Genomic DNA, 19000 nt, shown 5'->3' on the forward strand with positions numbered 1-19000 from the left:
GATCCGCTTTCAACCTGTCGCCGCAAGCGACATTTCCTGCTTCAGTGGCTGTCCGCGCGAGGCGCTGACGATGGCATCGACATCCAGAATGAGAGCGACGCGCCCATCGCCGAGGATAGTGGCGGCGGCAATGCCCGGAACATGGGTATAGTTGGCTTCCAACGATTTGATGACGACCTGGCGCTGACCCTGGATCGCATCGACCATCAGGGCACGCTGGCCACCACCTTCCGATTCCACCAGAAGGGCGACACCTTCGACCGGATCGGCCTGGGTCGGGCGGAAATTGAGAACGCGTCCGACATCCACCAGCGGGCAGAAGGAGTTGCGGATGGAGATCAGCCGCTGGTTCGCGCCGAAGGAGTGAATGTTCTTCGCCTCCGGCTGCAGGGTTTCCACGATCGCCGTCAGCGGCACCACCAGCGTCTGGCCGGCAACGGTCACCACCATGCCGTCGAGAACGGCAAGCGTCAGCGGCAGGCTCATGGTGAAGGTCGAGCCATGGCCGGGGCGCGAGGAGATGCTGATGCGGCCACCAAGCGCCTGAATGGAGCGCTTGACCACATCCATGCCGACGCCACGGCCGGAAATGTCGGAAATCTTGTCGGCGGTGGAGAAGCCCGGTGCGAAGATCAGATTGTCGATCTCTTCATCCGTCAGGTTCGCATCGGCGGCGATGAGGTCGTTGTCGATCGCCTTCTGGCGAACGCGCTCGCGGTTGATGCCCGCGCCATCGTCCTGCAGTTCGATGAGGATGCGGCCCGAGCGATGCTTGGCCGAAAGCTTGATGGTGCCTTCCGGGTTCTTGCCCGCGGCTTCGCGCTTTTCCGGCGTTTCAATGCCATGGTCGACGGCATTGCGGATCATGTGGGTCAGGGGTTCGGCCAGCTTGTCGATGACCGTCTTGTCGACTTCGGTATTCTCACCTTCGGTGACGAGGCGGATCTGCTTGCCGATCATGTCGGCGACTTCGCGGACGATACGCGACATGCGCTGGAACACCGGCTTCACCGGCTGCGCACGGATCGCCATGACGCTGTCCTGGATTTCGCGCGTCAGCTGCTGCAGTTCGTCGAGGCCCATATTGACGGCGGAGGTGCCGCTGGCGTCGTTTTCGATGACGCTCTGCGACAGCATCGCCTGATTGATGACGAGCTCACCGACGAGGTTGATCAGGCGGTCGACACGGTCGAGGTCGACGCGGATGGTCTGGCCGGCGCTGGCATTGGCCGCTGCATTGGCGTTCGCCTGGGCCGCGGCAGGTGCCGCCGCCGCTTCACGCTTTTCGATGGCGGCATTGACGCTCTGGGCGATCTGCGTCGTCGCAACGGCGGTTTCGACGGCTGCGGCAACATAGGACGCTTCCGCTGTGGCGATCTCGACAACGGGCTGTTCTTCCGATCCGCTATCGAGAGCCGAAAGATCGAACGGCACCGGGATCATCGGAAGCTCTTCCTCGTTGCCTGCAGCATCCGAAACAACCGGCACGATTTCCAGATCGCAATCCCATTCGGCGAATTCGAAGACGCTGCGGATACCCTCTTCGCCCTTTTCGGTGGTGATGGAGACCGTCCAGGAGAGATAGGAGGCTTCAGGATCGAGCTTGTCGAGCGAAGGCAGCTCCGACATGTCGCAATTGATGCTCATTTCGCCGATGCGCGAGAGATCGCGCAGGAGAAGTGCCGCCTCGTTGCCCTTCGAATAAAGCGACGCATGCGGCTTGAAGGTGATCTGGAACGACGGCGCTTCCATCAGCGGCGTGGTTTCGTCGGCAAAGTCCGTGAAGGAGAACGGGATCGGCTCGAAGCCGCTCTCATCCGTCGGCTTGGGTGCGACGGGTAGCGGCGCCTTGACGGCAGCCGGCGCGGGCGCCGGTGCGGAAACCTGCACGGTTTCGCCGTTTGCCAGCGCTTCCAGTTCCTTGACGAGGCCGCGGGTGCGGCTCTCATCGACGCTGCCGCCGTCTCTTGCCGCATTGGTCAGGTCCGCCAGCACGTCGGCGGAGCGCAGCATGACTTTGAGAACATCCTGCGTCGGCTCCAGCTTGTTGGAGCGGACGCAGTCGAGGGTCGTTTCAAAAACGTGGGCGAAGGCCACGAGGTCATCGAGACCGAAGGCACCCGCCCCGCCCTTGATGGAATGAACGGCACGGAAAACGGCGTTGACGGTTTCCGGATCACGGTCGCCGTCATTCAATTTAAGAAGCCCCGATTCCAGTTCAGCGAGCTGCTCCTCGCACTCCTGGAAAAAGATTTCCTTGATTTCGTTCATATCCATCGTGAAATGTCCCGTATCAGGCGGTTACGCGCTCAATGGCATCGATGAGTTTTGCAGGGTCGAACGGCTTGACGATCCAGCCGGTCGCACCGGCCTGGCGGGCGCGGTTCTTCTTCTCTGCATCGCTTTCGGTCGTCAGAACGAGGATCGGGATCGCGCGGTACTTTTCGTTGCGCCGCACGCCCTCGATGAAGCCGAAACCGTCGAGACGCGGCATGTTGATGTCAGTCACGATGACATCCGGGTTGCTCTGTTCCAGCACTTCGAGACCCTCCACGCCGTCTTCGGCCTGAATGGTCTCGAAACCGGCATTGTTGAGGGTGACCAGGAGCATGTTCCTGATCGTCCGGGAATCATCCACGGTAAGAACTTTTTTCTTCACTTTTGCATCTCCTTAGGGAGCAAATGGTCGATATCGACGCCTATCAGTTTCATGGTCTTGTCGAATGCATCGGAAACCCTTGCGAAACCGAAGGGTTTGCCATCCTCTTCCCAGGATTTCGCGCCGGCCATGAGGACCTGGGCGCAAAGCGCGCCGATGCGCTCCACCTCGGACGCATCGACCGACAAAGGTGCTCCTCTCAGCGTCATCAGCTTGCCGTGCAGGGCCGATGCTTCGTTGAGGTCCAGCACCGGTGACAGTTTCAGCGTCGCCTCAGCTGCTTTTCTGGCTGCCATTACATGACTCCCTGACGTCTGAATTGTTGGTAATCCTGGCCGTAATCCGTGCGGTTATCCGCGCGGGCCATAAATGAAGTGTCCTGCCGGTCCGCACCGGACGCCGCTTTTGCCTGCGCCTGACGGGCAATGCGGAATTCGCGGATGGTGTGACCGAGTTCGATAATAACGGTTTGAAGCGCGTCGGCCTCGGAGGCGCTCGCGCTGATATCGGCGACGTTCCGGCCCGCCTGCCTTTGCTGCTCGCCGATATCGGCGGCAACCGATTGCAGTTCGCCGGCCTGCTCGGCCGTATGCCGGGAGACTTCCGCGATCATGTCGTTGATACCAGAGACCTGCCGGACGACACCGCCGATTGCGTCCTGCGTGCGGTTGACCATGCGCACGCCGCCCTCAACCTGCGTCTTGGTGGTGCCGACAAGGCTCTTGATCTCCCTTGCAGCGTCGGCGGAACGCTGGGCGAGCGCCCGGACTTCCTGCGCGACGACCGCGAAACCACGGCCGCTTTCACCCGCGCGCGCCGCCTCAATGCCGGCATTGAGGGCGAGAAGGTTGGTCTGAAAAGCAATTTCGTCGATCGTGCCGATGATCCTGCCGATGTGCTCGGCGGATTGCTCGATGTCAGACATGGCGTCGATTGCCTCGCCGATTGCCTTGCCGCTTTCGACAGCTGCGTCGCGGGCGCGGGAAACGGCCGTTTCGGTCGCCGCTATGCGGGCGCCGTTTTCGGCCACATTCCCGATCATGGTCTGGATCGCGCGGGAGGTTTCGGCAAGGGCTTCCGCCTGCTGGCGGGAGCGCTCAGCGATGGAGCGGCCCATATCGGCAAAGCGCGCACCAAGCGCCTCAGCTTCGCCAATGCTGTTTTGCGCGCCGATCAGCGAGGCGCCAATCGTTTCCAGGGCCGTATTAAAGGACACCGCAACATCGCGATAGGCTTCCGGCACATCCCCGCCGATACGGGCCTGCAGATCGCCTGCGGCAAAGGCCGTCAATGCCGTGCCCAGCAACTTCGCCGCTTCCGAGCGGTCATTATCGCGCTGTTCAGCCAGTTCGCGGCCGTGGCGCAGGCGCAACTCGTTGAAGCGCAGCGAGACAGCGATTTCGGTATCGACCATCACCAGACGGACGACATTCTTCACGGCTTCCGCCAGTTCACGGGTTTTCTTGCGATTGCCGGGCAGGATGGAGCGCGGCGCATGTTCGGCAACCAGCCCACCGACGAGATGTTCCAGAACCACCGCGTGGCTGGCGATCTGCCAGCGCGGATCGAGACCCATGCGGCTGGCATTGTCGGAAAGAACCTTCACCCGCTCGGCATAAAGCGCATCGAAACGGGCATCCGTCAAAACGCTCCAGTGCGAGGATTGCAGATCGTGCAGGCGGTCGAGCTGGTTTTCGCTTTCGAAAGACGGGGAACAGTCCGGCATGGACTGGAAACGGGTCATCACATCGCGCAGGCCGGCCTTGACGTAAGGCTCCAGCATGCCGCGGTAGCTGCGCAGGAAATCGGATTGCGTCTCATCGAGGCCGGCAAAGCGCAGGCGTCCCGCCAGGCTTCCGCCTGCCGATCTGCGCGCTTGATCTGATGGCAAGTCCTGCCCCAACCGACGTCCCCAACACCATGACGGCCGGTAAAACCCGGCCAAATTGACCAAGGTTCAGAACGCCGGCACCCTAAAGGGGATTTTTGAACGAACATACCCATCGCGGACGATGCGGCATCGACGCTTGCCTGACCTTCTTGAACCAAGAAACGAAAATACCGGATCGGGCCCGGTACGGCAGTGCGGCGTCATGCCTGGAAGGGGAGGAACCCCATTCCGCCGTGGAAATACTACCAATCTTTATGGTTAATTCCTTGCTTGAAAGTTAAGAAACGCAAGCACCGGCGTCAAACGGTAAAATTTGTAAAAGCTTTTAGCCATTGCTGCCCTCACTTTGCCGCAAACGGACAAAAACGAAAAGGAATCGGACGCCGCGGACGGTTTTTCCCGCGTGCGTGCTGGACAAGCATGTCCGGCTTCCCCTAAAACAAATCAACAGGATATTCGCTCAACGGTGATGCTTTAAAGAGACCTTTACGATCAAGGAGATGCCAACTTGCCACGGATGGAGAAAGGCCGCAGTTCAAGGCGCCATCCGCAAGTGTTGATCGGTCTCGTGGTCGCGAGCCTGCTCGTCATGATCGGCTTTCAGGCGCCCTCCGGCGTCAAGGCACTCTCGAAGACCAGCCGCCTCGAGCGGTTGCAGAGCGTCGATCTCAGCCGTTCCCTTTCTCTTCGCGACAGGGATTGCGATAGCGGCAATGATTACGGCTGCCGAAGCGGCGATGCCGGTCGAGGATTCCGGCAGGAGGAGTTCTTCTCACCCGCCTTCAGCATGACCGACGATGCCAGGGCCGCGCTCGTTGCTGTTGCCATCGTGCCACAAGCTTTCCGAGACTTTGCCAGCGTGGTTCCACGCGCGCCTCCGCATATTATGTATTAGTCATTCCGGCGGTCGTCATTATCAGGTTCATTGCGAACCTTGAGGGATCGGAGTCGTCGGAAACCCGCCGTAAGCTCCCATTCCAGAGAGAAAACCGCCGCCGCATATGACACTTGCAATCATTCTTCCATTCATTGTCGCATTGCCCTTCGTTGGCGCGCTCCTGACGGCCTTCATGCCGCGCGAGGGTGCGGCCGCCGGTCCCGCCTCCGTTGCGGGCGCGGTCGCCCTTTTCGGCCTCGTCAGCAGCATTTTTCTTTATACGAGCGTCAGCGGCGGCGCGGTTCTTAAATATGATGTGGAATGGCTGCCCCAGCTCGGCCTGAACTTTACCCTGCGGCTGGACGGATTTGCCTGGATATTCGCGATGCTGATTACCGGCATCGGCCTGCTGGTGGTGCTCTACGCCCGTTATTACATGTCGGCGGAAGATCCGATCCCCCGTTTCTTCGCCTTCCTGCTCGCCTTCATGGGTTCGATGCTCGGCGTGGTGCTCTCCGGCAACGTCATCCTGCTGTCGATCTTCTGGGAAATGACGAGCATCTTCTCGTTCCTGCTGATCGGCTACTGGCACCAGAATGCCGGCGCGCGCGACGGCGCCCGCATGGCGCTGACGGTGACGGGCATCGGCGGCTTCAGCCTTTTGGCCGGACTGCTGATCCTCGGCCATATGGCCGGAAGCTATGACCTCGACAGGATCATCGAGGCCGGCGCCACCATCCGCGCCCATTCGCTTTATGTGCCAGCGCTCATCCTCATTCTCGGCGGCGCGCTGACCAAGAGCGCGCAGTTCCCGTTCCATTTCTGGCTGCCCAACGCCATGGCGGCGCCCACCCCCGTTTCCGCCTATCTGCATTCCGCAACCATGGTGAAAGCCGGGGTTTTCCTGCTTGCGCGGTTCTGGCCGGTGCTGGCAGGCACGCCGGAATGGTTCTGGCTGGTGGGCGCGGCCGGTATCATTACCCTGCTGCTCGGCGCCTATTTCGCCATGTTCCAGCAGGATCTGAAGGGGCTGCTCGCCTATTCGACCATCAGCCATCTCGGCCTCATCACCACGCTCCTGAGCCTCGGCAGCCCGCTGGCCGCTGTGGCCGCCATCTTCCACATGGTCAACCACGCCACTTTCAAGGCCTCGCTTTTCATGGCGGCGGGTATCATCGACCATGAGACCGGCACGCGCGACATGCGGCGCTTAAGCGGGCTTTATACCTATATGCCCGCGACCGCGACGCTCGCCATGGCGGCGAGCGCGGCAATGGCCGGGGTGCCGCTGTTCAACGGCTTCCTCTCCAAGGAAATGTTCTTCGCCGAGGCTGTCGAAACCCATGCCGACTCGCTGCTCGACCGGGCTCTGCCCTATGTCGCGACGCTGTCGGGCGCATTTGCCGTCGCCTATTCGCTGCGCTTCATCCACACGGTCTTCTTCGGTCCCAAGCCCGTCGATCTGCCAAACCCCAATCCGCACGAACCGCCGCGCTGGATGCGTTTTCCGATCGAGTTCCTCGTTTTCGCCTGCCTGATCGTCGGCATCGTTCCGAGCCTGTCGATCGGCCCGTTCCTGCATTCGGCCGTGCTGTCCGTGCTCGGCGCGCAAACACCCGTCTACAGCCTGTCGATCTGGCACGGTTTCAACCTGCCGCTGATCATGAGTATCGCGGCACTGATCGGTGGGGTTACGATCTATGTCCTGCTCGGCGGTTATTTCTCGCGCTGCGATGACGGTCCGCCGGTCTTCCGGCATTTGCGGGGCCAGCGCATCTTCGAGCGCATTCTCGTCACCGTGTCCTGGAAATGGGCGCGGTGGCTGGAAAGCACGCTCGGCACGCGGCGTCTGCAGCCGCAGCTGAGACTTCTCATCCTCGTGGCGCTTCTTGCCGGTTTCTCGCCTCTCTTCCTTTCGGAATTTTCCCTCTCGCTGCCGCGCGTGACGACCTTCGACCCGATCTTCGCCATCCTGTGGCTGATCGGCATGATTGCGGCCATGGGCGCCGCATGGCAGGCGAAATATCACCGCCTTGCCGCCCTCGTCATGCTGGGTGTCTCGGGCCTCGTCACCTGCCTCACCTTCGTCTGGCTTTCCGCGCCGGATCTCGCCATCACCCAGCTCCTGGTGGAAATCGTCACTACGGTTCTCATCCTGCTCGGCCTCCGCTGGCTGCCGAAACGTTTCGAAAAGGTCGACAGCAGCGACGAATTGCCGGCGCAGCTTCGTCGTGCCCGGGACTTCCTGCTGGCCGCGGCCAGCGGTATCGGCATGTCCGTCATCGCCTATGCCGTGATGACCCTGCCGGTGCCGAACGCGATCGCCACCTACTTCCTGGAGCGCGCCTATACCGAAGGCGGCGGCACCAATGTCGTCAACGTCATCCTTGTCGACTTCCGTGGCTTCGACACCTTCGGCGAAATCGCGGTGCTGGCCATCGTGGCGCTGACCGTGTTCGCGCTGCTTCGCCGTTTCCGCCCCGCCCATGAAAGCATCGGGCTGCCGGAACAGCAGCAGATGCAGAACGCCTTCGATGCCGAACGGCCGGACCGCAGCAATGGCGATACGGTGCGCGACTATCTCTATGTGCCGTCCATCGTCATGCAGTGGATGTTCCCGGTCATCATCACCTTCTCGATCTTCCTGTTCATGCGCGGCCACGATATGCCCGGCGGCGGCTTTGCGGCCGGCATCACCATGGCCATCGGCTTCCTGCTGCAATATCTCGCCGGCGGTGCGCGCTGGGCGGAAGACCGCATCCGCATCCTGCCGCTGCGCTGGATGGGCTTCGGCCTGTTGATGGCGGCGGCGACGGGTATCGGCTCGTGGTATTTCGGCTACCCGTTCCTGACCTCCTATTTCCAGTATACGGAGATACCCTATATCGGCAAAATGCCGACCGCATCCGCCCTGCTGTTCGATCTCGGCGTCTTCTCGCTGGTCGTCGGCTCCACCGTTCTTATCCTGATAGCACTGGCACACCAATCGTTGCGTAACTACCGCGTTCGCACGCCTGACGCCGCAAAAGCGGAGGACGTGTAATGGAACTCATTCTTGCCATCGGCATCGGCATCATGACCGGCTCCGGCGTCTGGCTGGTGCTGCGCCCGCGCACCTATCAGGTCATTGTCGGGCTCTCATTGCTGTCCTATGCCGTCAATCTCTTCATCTTCGGCGTCGGCGGCATCAAGACCAATGCGCCGCCGGTGCTGGTGAACGGCGTCGACAGCTCCACGCTGGCCGACCCCGTGCCGCAGGCACTGGTGCTGACGGCCATCGTCATCGGTTTTGCCACCACCGCATTGTTCCTCGTCGTGCTGCTTGCCGCCCGCGGCCTGACCGGCACCGACCATGTGGACGGGAGGGAGACGAAATGATGTCGTTCCCCTTCCATATCGTCATCGCCCCCATTCTGCTGCCGCTGATCACCGCAGCGCTCCTCCTATTCTTCGATGAGCGTCAGCGTGTGGCGAAGGCGGCCATCAGCCTTGCCTCCACCGTGCTGTTGCTCATCGTCGCCATTCTGCTGTTCCGCGAGGTGAACTCCACGGTCAATACCGAGATCGCGGCCGTCGTTTCGAGCGGCGTCTACCTGCTCGGCAACTGGCCGGCGCCGTTCGGCATCGTGCTCGTGGCCGACCGTCTTTCCGGACTGATGGTGCTTTTGACGGCGCTGCTTGCCATTCCCTCGCTGATCTATTCGATGGCGAAGTGGCACAGGTCGGGCGCGCATTTCCATTCGCTGTTTCAGATGATGCTGATGGGTGTCAATGGCGCCTTTCTGACCGGCGACCTGTTCAATCTCTTCGTGTTCTTCGAAGTGATGCTGGCTGCCTCCTATGGCCTGCTGCTGCATGGCTCCGGCCAGCAGCGTGTGAAGGCCGGGCTGCATTACATCGCCATCAACCTCGTTGCGGCGCTGTTCTTCCTGATCGGTGTCAGCCTCATCTATGGCGTCACCGGCACGCTCAACATGGGCGACCTTGCCCACCGCATCGAAGGACTAAACCCGGACCAGCGCATGCTGCTGGAAACCGGTGCTGCGGTTCTGGGCGTCGCGTTTCTGGTGAAGGCCGGCATGTGGCCGCTGAATTTCTGGCTGCCGTCCGCCTATGGCGCGGCGTCTGCGCCGGTTGGCGGCCTGTTCGCCATCATGAGCAAGGTCGGCATTTATGTCATCGCCCGTCTGTCCTTCCTGCTTTTCGGACAGACAGCGGGCGAATCCGCCGGTTTCGGCCACGATGCCCTGCTGGTTGGCGGCATCGCCACCATCATCTTCGGGGCCATCGGCGTTCTGGCGTCACAGGCGCTCGGGCGGCTGGCCGGGTTTTCGGTTCTCGTCTCATCGGGAACGTTGCTTGCCGCCATGGGTACCGGCAATCCGACGGTGGCGGCCGGCGCGCTCTATTACATGGTCAGCTCCACCCTCACCATCAGCGCCTTCTTCATGCTGATCGAGCTGGTGGAACGCGGACAGGATGCCGGCGCGAACGTTCTCGCCGTGACCATGGAGGCCTATGGCGAGGGCGAGGAAGAAGATGAGGAAGAGGAAGTCGGCGTGACCATGCCCGCCACCATGGCGGTGCTCGGCGCCTGTTTTGCGGCCTGCGGCATTCTCCTTGCCGGCCTGCCGCCGCTTTCGGGTTTCATCGCCAAATTCTCGATGCTCACCGCCATCCTCAATCCTTCCGGGCTTGGCGCCAATGACAGCGTCTCCACGCTTTCGTGGTGGCTGGTTTTCCTGATCGTCTTTGCCGGTTTCGCTTCGCTGATCTCGATGACACGCGCCGGCATCCGCACCTTCTGGGCCTCCATCGAAGGTACGGTGCCGCGCGTGCTCGTCATCGAAATCGCCCCCGTCATGCTGCTGCTCGGCCTGACGCTTGCCATGACCGTGCAGGCGGGACCGGTGATGCGTTACATGCAGGAAACGGCGCGTATTCTCGATCTGCCCGCGAGCTATATTCAGGGTGTCATTTCCGCGCCGCGAGCGGGCAGCAATCCGGAGGCAGAGCCATGATAAGCCGTCTCCTCCCCTACCCGCTGCTGACGATCTCGCTGATCTTATTCTGGATGACGATCAACAGCTTTTCGCCGGGGCACCTGCTGCTCGGCACCTGTGTCGCCCTCATCGCCTCCTGGGCGATGGCGTCGCTGAGGCCGGCCAAGCCGCGCATCCGCAACTGGCACAGGCTGGTGCAACTGATCTTCATCGTGCTCTACGATATCATCAGGTCCAATCTCTCGGTCGTGAAGATCATCCTGTTCCAGCGCGAAAGGGACCGCAAATCCGGCTTCCTGGCCGTGCCGCTCGAGATTCGCGACCCCATGGCGCTGGCCGTTCTGGCAACGATCCTCACCTCGACACCGGGCAGTGCCTGGCTCGAATATAATTCCAGTCAGGGCACGCTGCTGCTTCACGTTCTCGACGATGTGGATGAGGCGGCGTGGATAAGCCTCATCAAGAACCGATATGAAAAACTGCTGATGGAGATATTCGAATGAGTTCGATTATCCTTTTCTGGTCCTTTTCGCTGGCGCAGCTGATGCTCGCCATCGCCATGATAATCTCGGTCTACCGCATCGCCATCGGCCCGCGTGCACAGGACCGCGTGCTGGGCATGGATACGCTTTATGTCAACGCCATGCTGCTTCTGCTGACCTTCGGACTGCGCACCGGCAACGACATTTATTTCGAGGCGTCGCTGCTCATCGCCATCCTCGGCTTCGTCTCCACCGTGGCCCTTTCCAAGTTCCTGATGCGTGGCGAGGTGATCGAATGATCGAGGCGCACGAATTCCCCCTCTGGGCCGCCATCCTCGTGGCCTTCTTCGTGCTCTTGGGCGCCTCGCTGACGCTGATCGGCACCATCGGTTTTGCCAGGCTCAACAGCTTCTATGAGCGCCTGCACGCGCCGACGCTGGGCACCAGCTGGGGCACCGGCGGCATCGTCATGGCCTCGATCATCTATTTCTCCGTCTCCGGCGACCGCTTCGCCTTCCACGAAATCTTCATCGGCATCTTCATGACGGTGACCACGCCGGTTTCCCTGATGCTGCTGGGGCGCGCGGCGCTTTATCGGGACCGGGCGGAGCAGAATACGGATAATCGGGAGCATTTGTGACCGCTCTGATCAGGGCCGTTTCAAAGCCAGGACCTTGCGGAAAGTGAGAGAAATCCTTCTGCTTCGGGCGGTCTTTACCCCGTTCACGATATCGGATTTGCGAGCCGGGATTTCATGAGTCCAATCGTAGCGGCTGGAGCCCTTGAGCAGTACGCCTGAACGAGGATGAAGCAGAACGCTGCGTATGTCCGGTCCGCGCAAATCGCGGAAAACCATCTCGCATGCGGATAAAAGGCTTATCGATACGATCGCATCGTCAAAACGGGGGACACAGTCCACATGCGCGCTGATGCCCTGCCCCGGAAGATATTCGTTCGCAATCACTTGATCCGGCAAATGCCGACAGTAGCCGTCCGCCACCAATCGTTCGGCGAACAGGCCAAGCCAGGGCGGCAAAGGCCCTAGATAGGCATCTGGCGTAACAGCGCGCGCTTTATAGTCATACCGATAGCCGAAATGCTGCACACGACGCTTCAGCTCCGTGCTCCACTCGCCGGCATCCAATCTGTCCGTGACGGCGACTTCCTCATCTGGAGAGAGGAAGCCGTCAAAATAAACGATGCCGGGCGGTAGGACAAATGGGCCTGCGAATTCGTCCATGTGCAGGCTGCTCTCCAACTGCTTGAAGCAAACAGGGGCTAGCTGCATAGCTATATCATTTATATCAAGAGTACGTGACAACGAGGCCTGCGATCAAAGCTTGGTCGCACCTCGTACACGGGCAAGCCGACACAATCATTCATAAAACGATGAAGTTGAGAAAATGGTGCCCGGAGGCGGATTTGAACCACCGACACGCGGATTTTCAATCCGCTGCTCTACCAACTGAGCTATCCGGGCACTTCAGGTCCTTGAAGAACCTCCGCTTTTGGCGGTCAGGGCTGTTTGGCGCCCCGAAAGTGAGCGGGGTTATAACATCTTGTTCGGACATGGCAAGCGCCATCGCGAAGTTTTTTGACAGTTTTTTCACGGCGCCTGTGGATGGCTGAAATCTGTGCCTGATGAAAGCCGGATTGCAAGGGAATTCCGCTTTCGGGCTCCCGCCGGAGCTGACGCATCCGCCCACCGCCGGGTTCGGGCAAGGCCGATCCGGACGAACGAGGGCTGCCGGCGGCGGCTACGCCCCTTCGCTTCGCCGTGCGGCAAGGCCTAGTGCGAACGGCACCACGGCCACCAGCGCCGCCATGACAGGCGAAGACGCGAAGATGCGGCTGGCGAGCGATGTGACGGCAACGGAGCGCACCACGGTCATCAGGCGGGAATTCTCGCGGTCACGCTCATGCTGCGGCCGTGCGGGGCCGTGGTAGGAGTTCTGGGCGGTCTCCAGCCGTTTGACGTCGCGGCGGATCCTGTCGACCTCTTTGCGAAGCTCATCCAGTTCGGCGCGCAGCTTCGGGTCGATGGCATCGGCAGCACGCGTTCTCTTCGCTGCGGGTTTTTCCGCCTTTGCGTCCGCAGCCCTTGCTTCAGCCTCTTCGTCCAGTTCAGCCAGATGGTCATCGAGGTCCGAGGGCTTGTCGAAACCGTGGGATCGCACTGGTGCTTTCATCGCTGTCTCCTGAGGCGTGCTGATTGCGTGGCGGCGGGCATTTTGCCCGGTCACGCTTTTCAACGCCTCAGCCCAACAAAGGATGCACGAAAAGTGGCGGAATCCGCATAATAAAACAGGCCCCGAAGGGCCTGTTCCATGGTCCGCTTGGTGTCTTATGCCGCTTTCGCGGCGCTGGCATAGGGGTCGAAACGACCGTAGAAGGTCTCGCCCTTGGCGGCCATGTCCTTCAGGAGCGGTGTCGGCTTGAAGCGCGGGCCGTAGGCTTCGCTGAGCTTCTCGGCCAGAGCGACGAAATTCTTCACGCCCATGCCGTCGATGTAGGACAGTGCACCGCCGGTATAGGGCGCAAAGCCGAAACCGAGGATGGAGCCGACATCCGCCTCGCGCGGATCGGTGACGATGCCTTCTTCCACCGTGCGGGCGGCTTCCAGCGCCACGGTGACGAGGAAGCGCTGTTTCAGCACCTCCATATCCACGTCCTCGGGCTTCTGCTGCGGATAGAGGTCCTTCAGGCCGGGCCAGAGGGATTTCTTGGCGGGCTTTGGCGGGTAGTCGTAAAAGCCCTTGGCGTTCTTGCGGCCAAAGCGGCCCTCGCCTTCCACCAGCTTCTTCACCAGCTCCATATGGCGCGGATCGACAGCCTTTTCGCCGAGATCGGCGACGGTGGCTGTCAGGATATTGTAGGAAAGATCGATCGCCACCTCATCGTTCAGCGCCAGCGGGCCGACCGGCATGCCGGCGAATTTCGCGGCATTTTCGATCATCGCGGCGGGCACGCCTTCGATCAGCATGTCGTAGCTTTCCGCCATGTAGCGCAGCACGCAGCGATTGACGAAGAAGCCGCGCGTATCGTTGACGACGATCGGCGTCTTCTTAATCTTGGCCACGTAGTCCAGCGCGACGGCGAGCGCCTTGTCGCCGGTTTCCTTGCCGAGGATGACTTCCGTCAGCATCATCTTCTCGACCGGTGAGAAGAAATGGATGCCGATGAAATCGGTCGGGCGTTTGGAGTTCTTCGCAAGCCCGGTGATCGGCAAAGTGGAGGTGTTGGAGGCGAAGATCGCCCCTTCAGGCAACACGGTTTCCACGGCCTCGATGACGGCCTTCTTCACGTCACGATCCTCGAAGACAGCTTCGATGACGAGATCGGCATCGGCGAGCGCGGCGTAATCCGATGTCGGGGTGACGAGGTCGAGCAGGGCCTTGCCCTCCTCCTGCGTCAGCCTGCCCTTGCCGATGGCGGCCTTGACGCTTTCTTCGCAATGGCCCTTGCCCTTGTCGGCCGCTTCCTGATCGCGATCCACCAGCGTCACGGGGATGCCGGCAGCGGCGGTGACATAAGCCACGGCAGCACCCATGAAGCCCGCGCCGACGACGCCGACCTTCTTGAACTCCGTCTTCGGCTGGCCTGCGGGGCGGCGCGCGCCCTTGCCCAGTTCCTGCATGGAAATGAACAGCGAGCGGATCATGCCGAAGGCTTCCTTCGAGCGCAGGATTTCGGTGAAATAACGCTGCTCCACCTTCAGCGCCGTATCGAAGGGCAATTGCAAACCTTCATAAACGCATTTCAGAATGGCGAGGGCGGCAGGATAGTTGCCGGCGCTTTCACGACGCAGGATGGCGGGAGCGGCGGGCCAGAGCTGGGCTGCGGCCGGCGTCCAGATGCCGCCGCCGGGGGCCTTGAAGCCCTTTTCATCCCAGGGTGCGACCGGCTTCAGGCCGTCCTTGATCATCTGCTTTGCGGTTGCGACCAGCTGATCCGGCTCCACCACCTGATGCACCAGCCCCATGGCCTTGGCGCGCGCGCCGGTCAGCGACTGGCCCGTCGTCATCATCTGCAGCGCCGATTGCGCATCCGTCAGGCGCGACACGCGCTGGGTGCCGCCGGCGCCGGGGAAGATGCCGACCTTGACTTCCGGCAGGGCGATCTTGAGGCTCTTGGCGCTGGAGGCCACGCGGCCGTGGCAGGCGAGCGACAGTTCGAAAGCCCCACCCATGCAGGTGCCGTTGATGGCGGAAACCCAGGGCTTGCCGTTGGTCTCGATCTTGCGGAACAGGCCCGTCATGCGGCCGACGAGTTCGAACAACTTCGCTGCCGCATCATCCGGGTTCTTCGCCTTCTCCTCATTGTAGAAGGAGAACATCGATTTGATCATCGACAGATCGGCGCCGCCGGAAAACGTGCTCTTGCCTGAGGTGAAGACGACGCCCTTGACGGCTGCATCTACGACAGTCGCGTCAAGAATGGCGTTCAGTTCGTCCATCACTTCAGAGGTGAAGACGTTCATGGATTTTTCCGGCATGTCCCAGGTGACGAGGGCAATGCCGTCTGCGTCCGTCTCGATGGTGAAATTGGTATAAGTGCTCATTTTGGGATTCCTCTTCCCTGAATCTTTATGGCCGCTTCGCTTTCTCCGTCATCCTCGGGCTTGACCCGAGGATCCAAGCACCGGGGATAGATCCTCGGGTCAAGCCCGAGGATGACGGAAGCGGGGGTGTTGCCGCTGCCTTAAACCCGCTCGATAACCGTCGCCGTGCCCATGCCTGCGCCGATGCAGAGCGTGACAAGCGCGGTGTTCAGATCGCGCCGCTCCAGCTCATCCAGCACCGTGCCGAGGATCATCGCACCCGTTGCGCCGAGCGGATGGCCCATGGCGATGGCGCCGCCATTGACGTTCATCTTGCCATGGTCGATGTCGAAGGCCTGCATGTAACGCAGGACGACGGCGGCGAAGGCCTCGTTGAGTTCGAAAAGATCGATATCGGCAATCGACATTCCGGTCTTTTTCAGAAGCTTCTCGGTGACGTCCACCGGGCCGGTCAGCATCAGCGCCGGGTCGGAACCGATATTGGCGAAAGCCCTGATGCGAGCACGCGGTTTCACGCCCGTCGCCTCGCCGCCAGCCTTGGAGCCGACCAGCACGGCGGCGGCACCATCAACGATGCCGGAAGAGTTGCCAGCGTGGTGCACGTAGTTGATCCGCTCCACTTCCGGATGCGCCATGATGCCGACCGCTTCGAAGCCGCCCATTTCGCCGGGCATCTGGAAGGAAGGGTTGAGCGATGCCAGCGCCTGCATGTCCGTGCCGGGACGCATGTGTTCGTCGCGATCGAGGATCGTCAGGCCGTTGGAGTCCTTCACCGGAATGACTGATTTGTTGAAATAGCCCTTTTCCCAGGCATGAGCGGCGCGCTTCTGGCTTTCGACGGCATAGGCGTCGACGTCGTCACGGGAGAAACCATATTTGGTGGCGATGAGATCGGCCGACACGCCTTGCGGCATGAAGAAGGCCGGGAAGTTGACCGAGGGGTCCATGTACCAGGCGCCACCCGACATGCCCATGCCGACGCGCGACATGCTTTCGACGCCGCCGGCGATGACGATATCGTCAGACCCCGCCTTGACCTTGCCGGCCGCGAAGTTGATGGCATCGAGGCCGGAGGCGCAGAAGCGCGAGATCTGCATGCCCGGGGCCTTGTTGGAATAACCGGCCTCAAAGGCAGCGGCCTTCGGGATCACCGCACCGGCATCCATGACAGGATCGACACAGCCCATGATGATGTCATCGACAGTGGAGGTATCAAGCCCGTTGCGGTCGCGGATGGCTTCCAGCGTCTTGGCGGCAAGGCGAACGGAAGGCACCTCATGCAGGCTGCCATCCTTCTTGCCGCGTCCGCGCGGGGTGCGGACATGGTCGTAGATGTAAACGTCGGTCATAAACTCTCTCCCTGCGGCGTGTTTACCGCCAACCTTCTCAGAATGCTTCCGCAGCCAGTTCCATCATGGTGTCCGCGCCGGTTTCGATGCGGGCCTTGCGCAGCGCCGTTTCCGGCATGATGCGCTCCATATAAAACTTCGCCGTGACAAGCTTGGTCTTGAGGTAATTCTCGTCCGAAGCGCTGCCTGCCGCAAGCGCTTCGCTGGCGGCCTTCGCCATGCGCGCCTGCATGTAACCCAGCACCACGATACCGAAGAGATGCATATAGTCTGTCGAACCGGCACCGGCATTGTCGGGCTTGGCCATGGCGTTCTGCATGAACCACATGGTTGCGGCCTGCAAGTCGTTCAAGCCCTTCTTCAGGCCCTTGGTGTAAAGGGCGAGCTTTTCATCGGCGCGGTTTTCCTCGCAGAAATCGCCGATTTCCTTGAACAGTGCCATGACGGCGCGGCCGCCATTCATGCCAAGCTTGCGGCCGACCAGATCGAGCGCCTGAATGCCGTTGGCACCTTCGTAGATCATGGTGATGCGCGCATCGCGGACATATTGGCTCATGCCATGTTCCTCGATGTAACCATGGCCACCGAAGACCTGCTGCGCCATCACGGCGTGGTCGAAGCCCTTGTCGGTCAGCACGCCTTTCAGGATCGGGGTCACGAGGCCGAGCAGATCGTCTGCCGCCTGCCGCTCTTTCTCGTCGGTCGAGCGATGGGCGATGTCGGATTGCAGCGCGGTCCACAAAAGGAAGGCGCGGCCGGCCTCGTTATAGGCCTTGATGGTCATCAGCGTGCGGCGGATATCGGGATGCACGATGATCGGATCGGCCTTCTTGTCCGGGAACTTGGCGCCGGAAAGCGAGCGGCCCTGAATGCGCTCACGGGCATATTCCACCGCATTCTGGTAGGCGATCTCGCCGACGGAAAGACCCTGCAGGCCAACGCCGAGGCGGGCTTCGTTCATCATCACGAACATGGCCGACAGGCCCTTGTTCTCCGCGCCCAGCAGGTAACCCGTCGCATCATCGTAGTTCATGACGCAGGTGGCATTGCCGTGGATGCCCATCTTGTGTTCGATCGCGCCGCAGGTGACGCCATTGCGCTCGCCGAGCGTGCCATCGTCCTTCACCAGGAACTTCGGCACGATGAACAGCGAAATGCCCTTGGTGCCTTCCGGTGCGCCTTCAATGCGGGCAATCACCAGATGGACGATATTATCAGTCATGGAATGTTCGCCGGCGGAGATGAAAATCTTCTGGCCGGAAATCTTGTAGCTGCCGTCAGCCTGCGGCACGGCCTTGGTACGCAGCAGGCCGAGATCGGTGCCGCAATGGGGTTCGGTGAGGTTCATGGTGCCGGACCATGTGCCTCCCACCATCTTCGGCAGATAGGTGTCCTTCTGCGCCTGCGTGCCATGCACGAGGATGGCGGCGATCGCACCCTGCGTCAGGCCGGGATACATCATCAGCGACAGGTTGGCAGACGACATATATTCGCCGATAGCGGCATGCAGCGTATAGGGCAGGCCCTGCCCGCCGAATTCCGGCGGAACGGCAAGGCCGATCCAGCCGCCTTCGCAATAGGCGTCGTAGGCGTCCTTGAAACCATCGGGCACAGAGACGGAACCGTCATCGGCGCGCTTGCAACCCTGCTGGTCGCCGGAAAGGTTGAGCGGGAAAAGCCGCTCTTCGGCAAGCTTCGCCGCTTCACCGGTGATGGCCTCGATCATGTCGGGGGTTGCATCCTCGAAGCCGGGCAGGTTGTTATACCGCTCCAGGCCGAGAACGTCGTTCAGGATAAAAAGCGTGTCTTTGACTGGGGCCTTGTAAACAGGCATTACCGATGTTCCTCCGCATCGTGGGCGCCGGAGCCAATCCGGCCGATATGGCATGACAATATTTGACGTGCGCGTAAACGTCAAACAAATTTCCGCGGAATGTCGACTTGCCATTTCGGTCAAACCGATACCCGGCCGGGTGGGAGCTCGGTCCCCGCCGTAAAAGTTAAAAAATTCCGACCATAGTTAACCACTTCTTTACCACGTTTCGTGAATTCTCCCGACAGAGGTAACTGCTTCGTTCATCGGCGCATTTTCCTCCATGGGGGCAAATACCGGCTCTAGAATTGCTGCATGTTGCGGCGACGGCGTGGTGAGACAGGCAACGTCGCGACAGACAACCG

16 protein-coding genes and 1 tRNA gene are annotated in these 19000 nt (G+C 61.0%); 7 read left to right on the forward strand and 10 right to left on the reverse strand.

The window, feature by feature from the left end; translation table 11 throughout:
- Window positions 1-9: 9 nt before the first annotated feature.
- Genes AC5YUO_RS05465 through AC5YUO_RS05480 form a run of 4 tightly spaced genes read right to left on the reverse strand, consistent with a single transcriptional unit; the run spans window position 10 to window position 4550 of the window.
- Window positions 10-2277: a chemotaxis protein CheA gene (locus AC5YUO_RS05465; protein WP_496154523.1), complete on the reverse strand. Its 2268-nt coding sequence runs from the start codon at window positions 2275-2277 to the stop codon at window positions 10-12.
- 16 nt (window positions 2278-2293) lie between these two features.
- Window positions 2294-2659 (reverse strand): chemotaxis response regulator CheY1, encoded by a 366-nt coding sequence (gene cheY1, locus AC5YUO_RS05470; protein WP_004439870.1) that lies wholly within the window; start codon window positions 2657-2659, stop codon window positions 2294-2296.
- Entirely contained in the window at window positions 2656-2955 is a 300-nt protein-coding gene (locus AC5YUO_RS05475; RefSeq protein ID WP_003503483.1) for an STAS domain-containing protein, read from the reverse strand. The genes cheY1 and AC5YUO_RS05475 overlap by 4 nt, the downstream gene beginning before the upstream one ends.
- Window positions 2955-4550: a globin-coupled sensor protein gene (locus AC5YUO_RS05480; RefSeq protein ID WP_496154524.1), complete on the reverse strand. Its 1596-nt coding sequence runs from the start codon at window positions 4548-4550 to the stop codon at window positions 2955-2957. The genes AC5YUO_RS05475 and AC5YUO_RS05480 overlap by 1 nt, the downstream gene beginning before the upstream one ends.
- A gap of 517 nt (window positions 4551-5067) precedes the next feature.
- On the opposite strand from AC5YUO_RS05480, the gene AC5YUO_RS05485 reads away from it, so the two are divergent.
- The 7 genes from AC5YUO_RS05485 (at window position 5068) to mnhG (ending at window position 11552) form a co-directional block, all read left to right on the forward strand.
- Window positions 5068-5445 carry a hypothetical protein gene (locus tag AC5YUO_RS05485; protein WP_496154810.1) on the forward strand — a complete coding sequence of 126 codons (378 nt, stop codon included), beginning with the start codon at window positions 5068-5070 and terminating at the stop codon, window positions 5443-5445.
- A gap of 106 nt (window positions 5446-5551) precedes the next feature.
- Window positions 5552-8470 (forward strand): monovalent cation/H+ antiporter subunit A, encoded by a 2919-nt coding sequence (locus tag AC5YUO_RS05490; RefSeq protein ID WP_496154525.1) that lies wholly within the window; start codon window positions 5552-5554, stop codon window positions 8468-8470.
- Window positions 8470-8805 carry a Na+/H+ antiporter subunit C gene (locus AC5YUO_RS05495; protein WP_020810384.1) on the forward strand — a complete coding sequence of 112 codons (336 nt, stop codon included), beginning with the start codon at window positions 8470-8472 and terminating at the stop codon, window positions 8803-8805. Before AC5YUO_RS05490 ends, AC5YUO_RS05495 begins: the two co-directional genes overlap by 1 nt.
- Window positions 8802-10448: a monovalent cation/H+ antiporter subunit D gene (locus tag AC5YUO_RS05500; RefSeq protein WP_496154526.1), complete on the forward strand. Its 1647-nt coding sequence runs from the start codon at window positions 8802-8804 to the stop codon at window positions 10446-10448. Before AC5YUO_RS05495 ends, AC5YUO_RS05500 begins: the two co-directional genes overlap by 4 nt.
- The gene (locus AC5YUO_RS05505) at window positions 10445-10933 is read left to right on the forward strand and encodes a Na+/H+ antiporter subunit E (RefSeq protein ID WP_496154527.1); all 489 of its coding nucleotides are present in this window, start codon (window positions 10445-10447) and stop codon (window positions 10931-10933) included. Before AC5YUO_RS05500 ends, AC5YUO_RS05505 begins: the two co-directional genes overlap by 4 nt.
- Window positions 10930-11211, forward strand: a complete 282-nt coding sequence (locus AC5YUO_RS05510) for a K+/H+ antiporter subunit F (protein WP_400818083.1) — start codon at window positions 10930-10932, stop codon at window positions 11209-11211. Before AC5YUO_RS05505 ends, AC5YUO_RS05510 begins: the two co-directional genes overlap by 4 nt.
- Window positions 11208-11552 (forward strand): monovalent cation/H(+) antiporter subunit G, encoded by a 345-nt coding sequence (gene mnhG / locus AC5YUO_RS05515; RefSeq protein WP_400818081.1) that lies wholly within the window; start codon window positions 11208-11210, stop codon window positions 11550-11552. The genes AC5YUO_RS05510 and mnhG overlap by 4 nt, the downstream gene beginning before the upstream one ends.
- A 9-nt stretch (window positions 11553-11561) precedes the next feature.
- Here the strand turns inward: mnhG and AC5YUO_RS05520 are convergent, their stop codons facing one another.
- The 6 genes from AC5YUO_RS05520 to AC5YUO_RS05545 form a co-directional block, all read right to left on the reverse strand.
- A complete protein-coding gene (locus AC5YUO_RS05520; protein WP_496154528.1) occupies window positions 11562-12152 on the reverse strand; it encodes an alpha-ketoglutarate-dependent dioxygenase AlkB in 591 nt (196 codons plus the stop codon).
- 164 nt (window positions 12153-12316) lie between these two features.
- A tRNA-Phe gene (locus AC5YUO_RS05525) sits at window positions 12317-12392 on the reverse strand.
- 277 nt (window positions 12393-12669) lie between these two features.
- Window positions 12670-13101, reverse strand: a complete 432-nt coding sequence (locus tag AC5YUO_RS05530; RefSeq protein WP_496154529.1) for a hypothetical protein — start codon at window positions 13099-13101, stop codon at window positions 12670-12672.
- Window positions 13102-13256: 155 nt separating this feature from the next.
- Window positions 13257-15473 carry a 3-hydroxyacyl-CoA dehydrogenase NAD-binding domain-containing protein gene (locus AC5YUO_RS05535; RefSeq protein WP_496154530.1) on the reverse strand — a complete coding sequence of 739 codons (2217 nt, stop codon included), beginning with the start codon at window positions 15471-15473 and terminating at the stop codon, window positions 13257-13259.
- Between the two features lie 140 nt (window positions 15474-15613).
- A complete protein-coding gene (locus AC5YUO_RS05540; RefSeq protein ID WP_496154531.1) occupies window positions 15614-16822 on the reverse strand; it encodes an acetyl-CoA C-acetyltransferase in 1209 nt (402 codons plus the stop codon).
- A gap of 37 nt (window positions 16823-16859) precedes the next feature.
- Window positions 16860-18656: an acyl-CoA dehydrogenase C-terminal domain-containing protein gene (locus tag AC5YUO_RS05545; protein ID WP_496154532.1), complete on the reverse strand. Its 1797-nt coding sequence runs from the start codon at window positions 18654-18656 to the stop codon at window positions 16860-16862.
- Between the last annotated feature and the right edge of the window lie 344 nt (window positions 18657-19000).

The sequence above is a fragment of the Agrobacterium sp. LEGMi-208b genome (assembly GCF_059511785.1).

Excerpts from the sequence above, each read along its gene's own strand:
- AC5YUO_RS05465 (WP_496154523.1), bottom strand. The coding sequence starts at position 2,277 with ATGGATATGAACGAAATCAAGGAAATCTTTTTCCAGGAGTGCGAGGAG.
- AC5YUO_RS05475 (WP_003503483.1), bottom strand. The coding sequence starts at position 2,955 with ATGGCAGCCAGAAAAGCAGCTGAGGCGACGCTGAAACTGTCACCGGTG.
- AC5YUO_RS05485 (WP_496154810.1), top strand. The coding sequence starts at position 5,068 with ATGGAGAAAGGCCGCAGTTCAAGGCGCCATCCGCAAGTGTTGATCGGT.
- AC5YUO_RS05490 (WP_496154525.1), top strand. The coding sequence starts at position 5,552 with ATGACACTTGCAATCATTCTTCCATTCATTGTCGCATTGCCCTTCGTT.
- AC5YUO_RS05495 (WP_020810384.1), top strand. The coding sequence starts at position 8,470 with ATGGAACTCATTCTTGCCATCGGCATCGGCATCATGACCGGCTCCGGC.
- AC5YUO_RS05500 (WP_496154526.1), top strand. The coding sequence starts at position 8,802 with ATGATGTCGTTCCCCTTCCATATCGTCATCGCCCCCATTCTGCTGCCG.
- AC5YUO_RS05505 (WP_496154527.1), top strand. The coding sequence starts at position 10,445 with ATGATAAGCCGTCTCCTCCCCTACCCGCTGCTGACGATCTCGCTGATC.
- AC5YUO_RS05510 (WP_400818083.1), top strand. The coding sequence starts at position 10,930 with ATGAGTTCGATTATCCTTTTCTGGTCCTTTTCGCTGGCGCAGCTGATG.
- mnhG (WP_400818081.1), top strand. The coding sequence starts at position 11,208 with ATGATCGAGGCGCACGAATTCCCCCTCTGGGCCGCCATCCTCGTGGCC.
- AC5YUO_RS05520 (WP_496154528.1), bottom strand. The coding sequence starts at position 12,152 with ATGGACGAATTCGCAGGCCCATTTGTCCTACCGCCCGGCATCGTTTAT.
- AC5YUO_RS05530 (WP_496154529.1), bottom strand. The coding sequence starts at position 13,101 with ATGAAAGCACCAGTGCGATCCCACGGTTTCGACAAGCCCTCGGACCTC.
- AC5YUO_RS05535 (WP_496154530.1), bottom strand. The coding sequence starts at position 15,473 with ATGAGCACTTATACCAATTTCACCATCGAGACGGACGCAGACGGCATT.
- AC5YUO_RS05540 (WP_496154531.1), bottom strand. The coding sequence starts at position 16,822 with ATGACCGACGTTTACATCTACGACCATGTCCGCACCCCGCGCGGACGC.
- AC5YUO_RS05545 (WP_496154532.1), bottom strand. The coding sequence starts at position 18,656 with ATGCCTGTTTACAAGGCCCCAGTCAAAGACACGCTTTTTATCCTGAAC.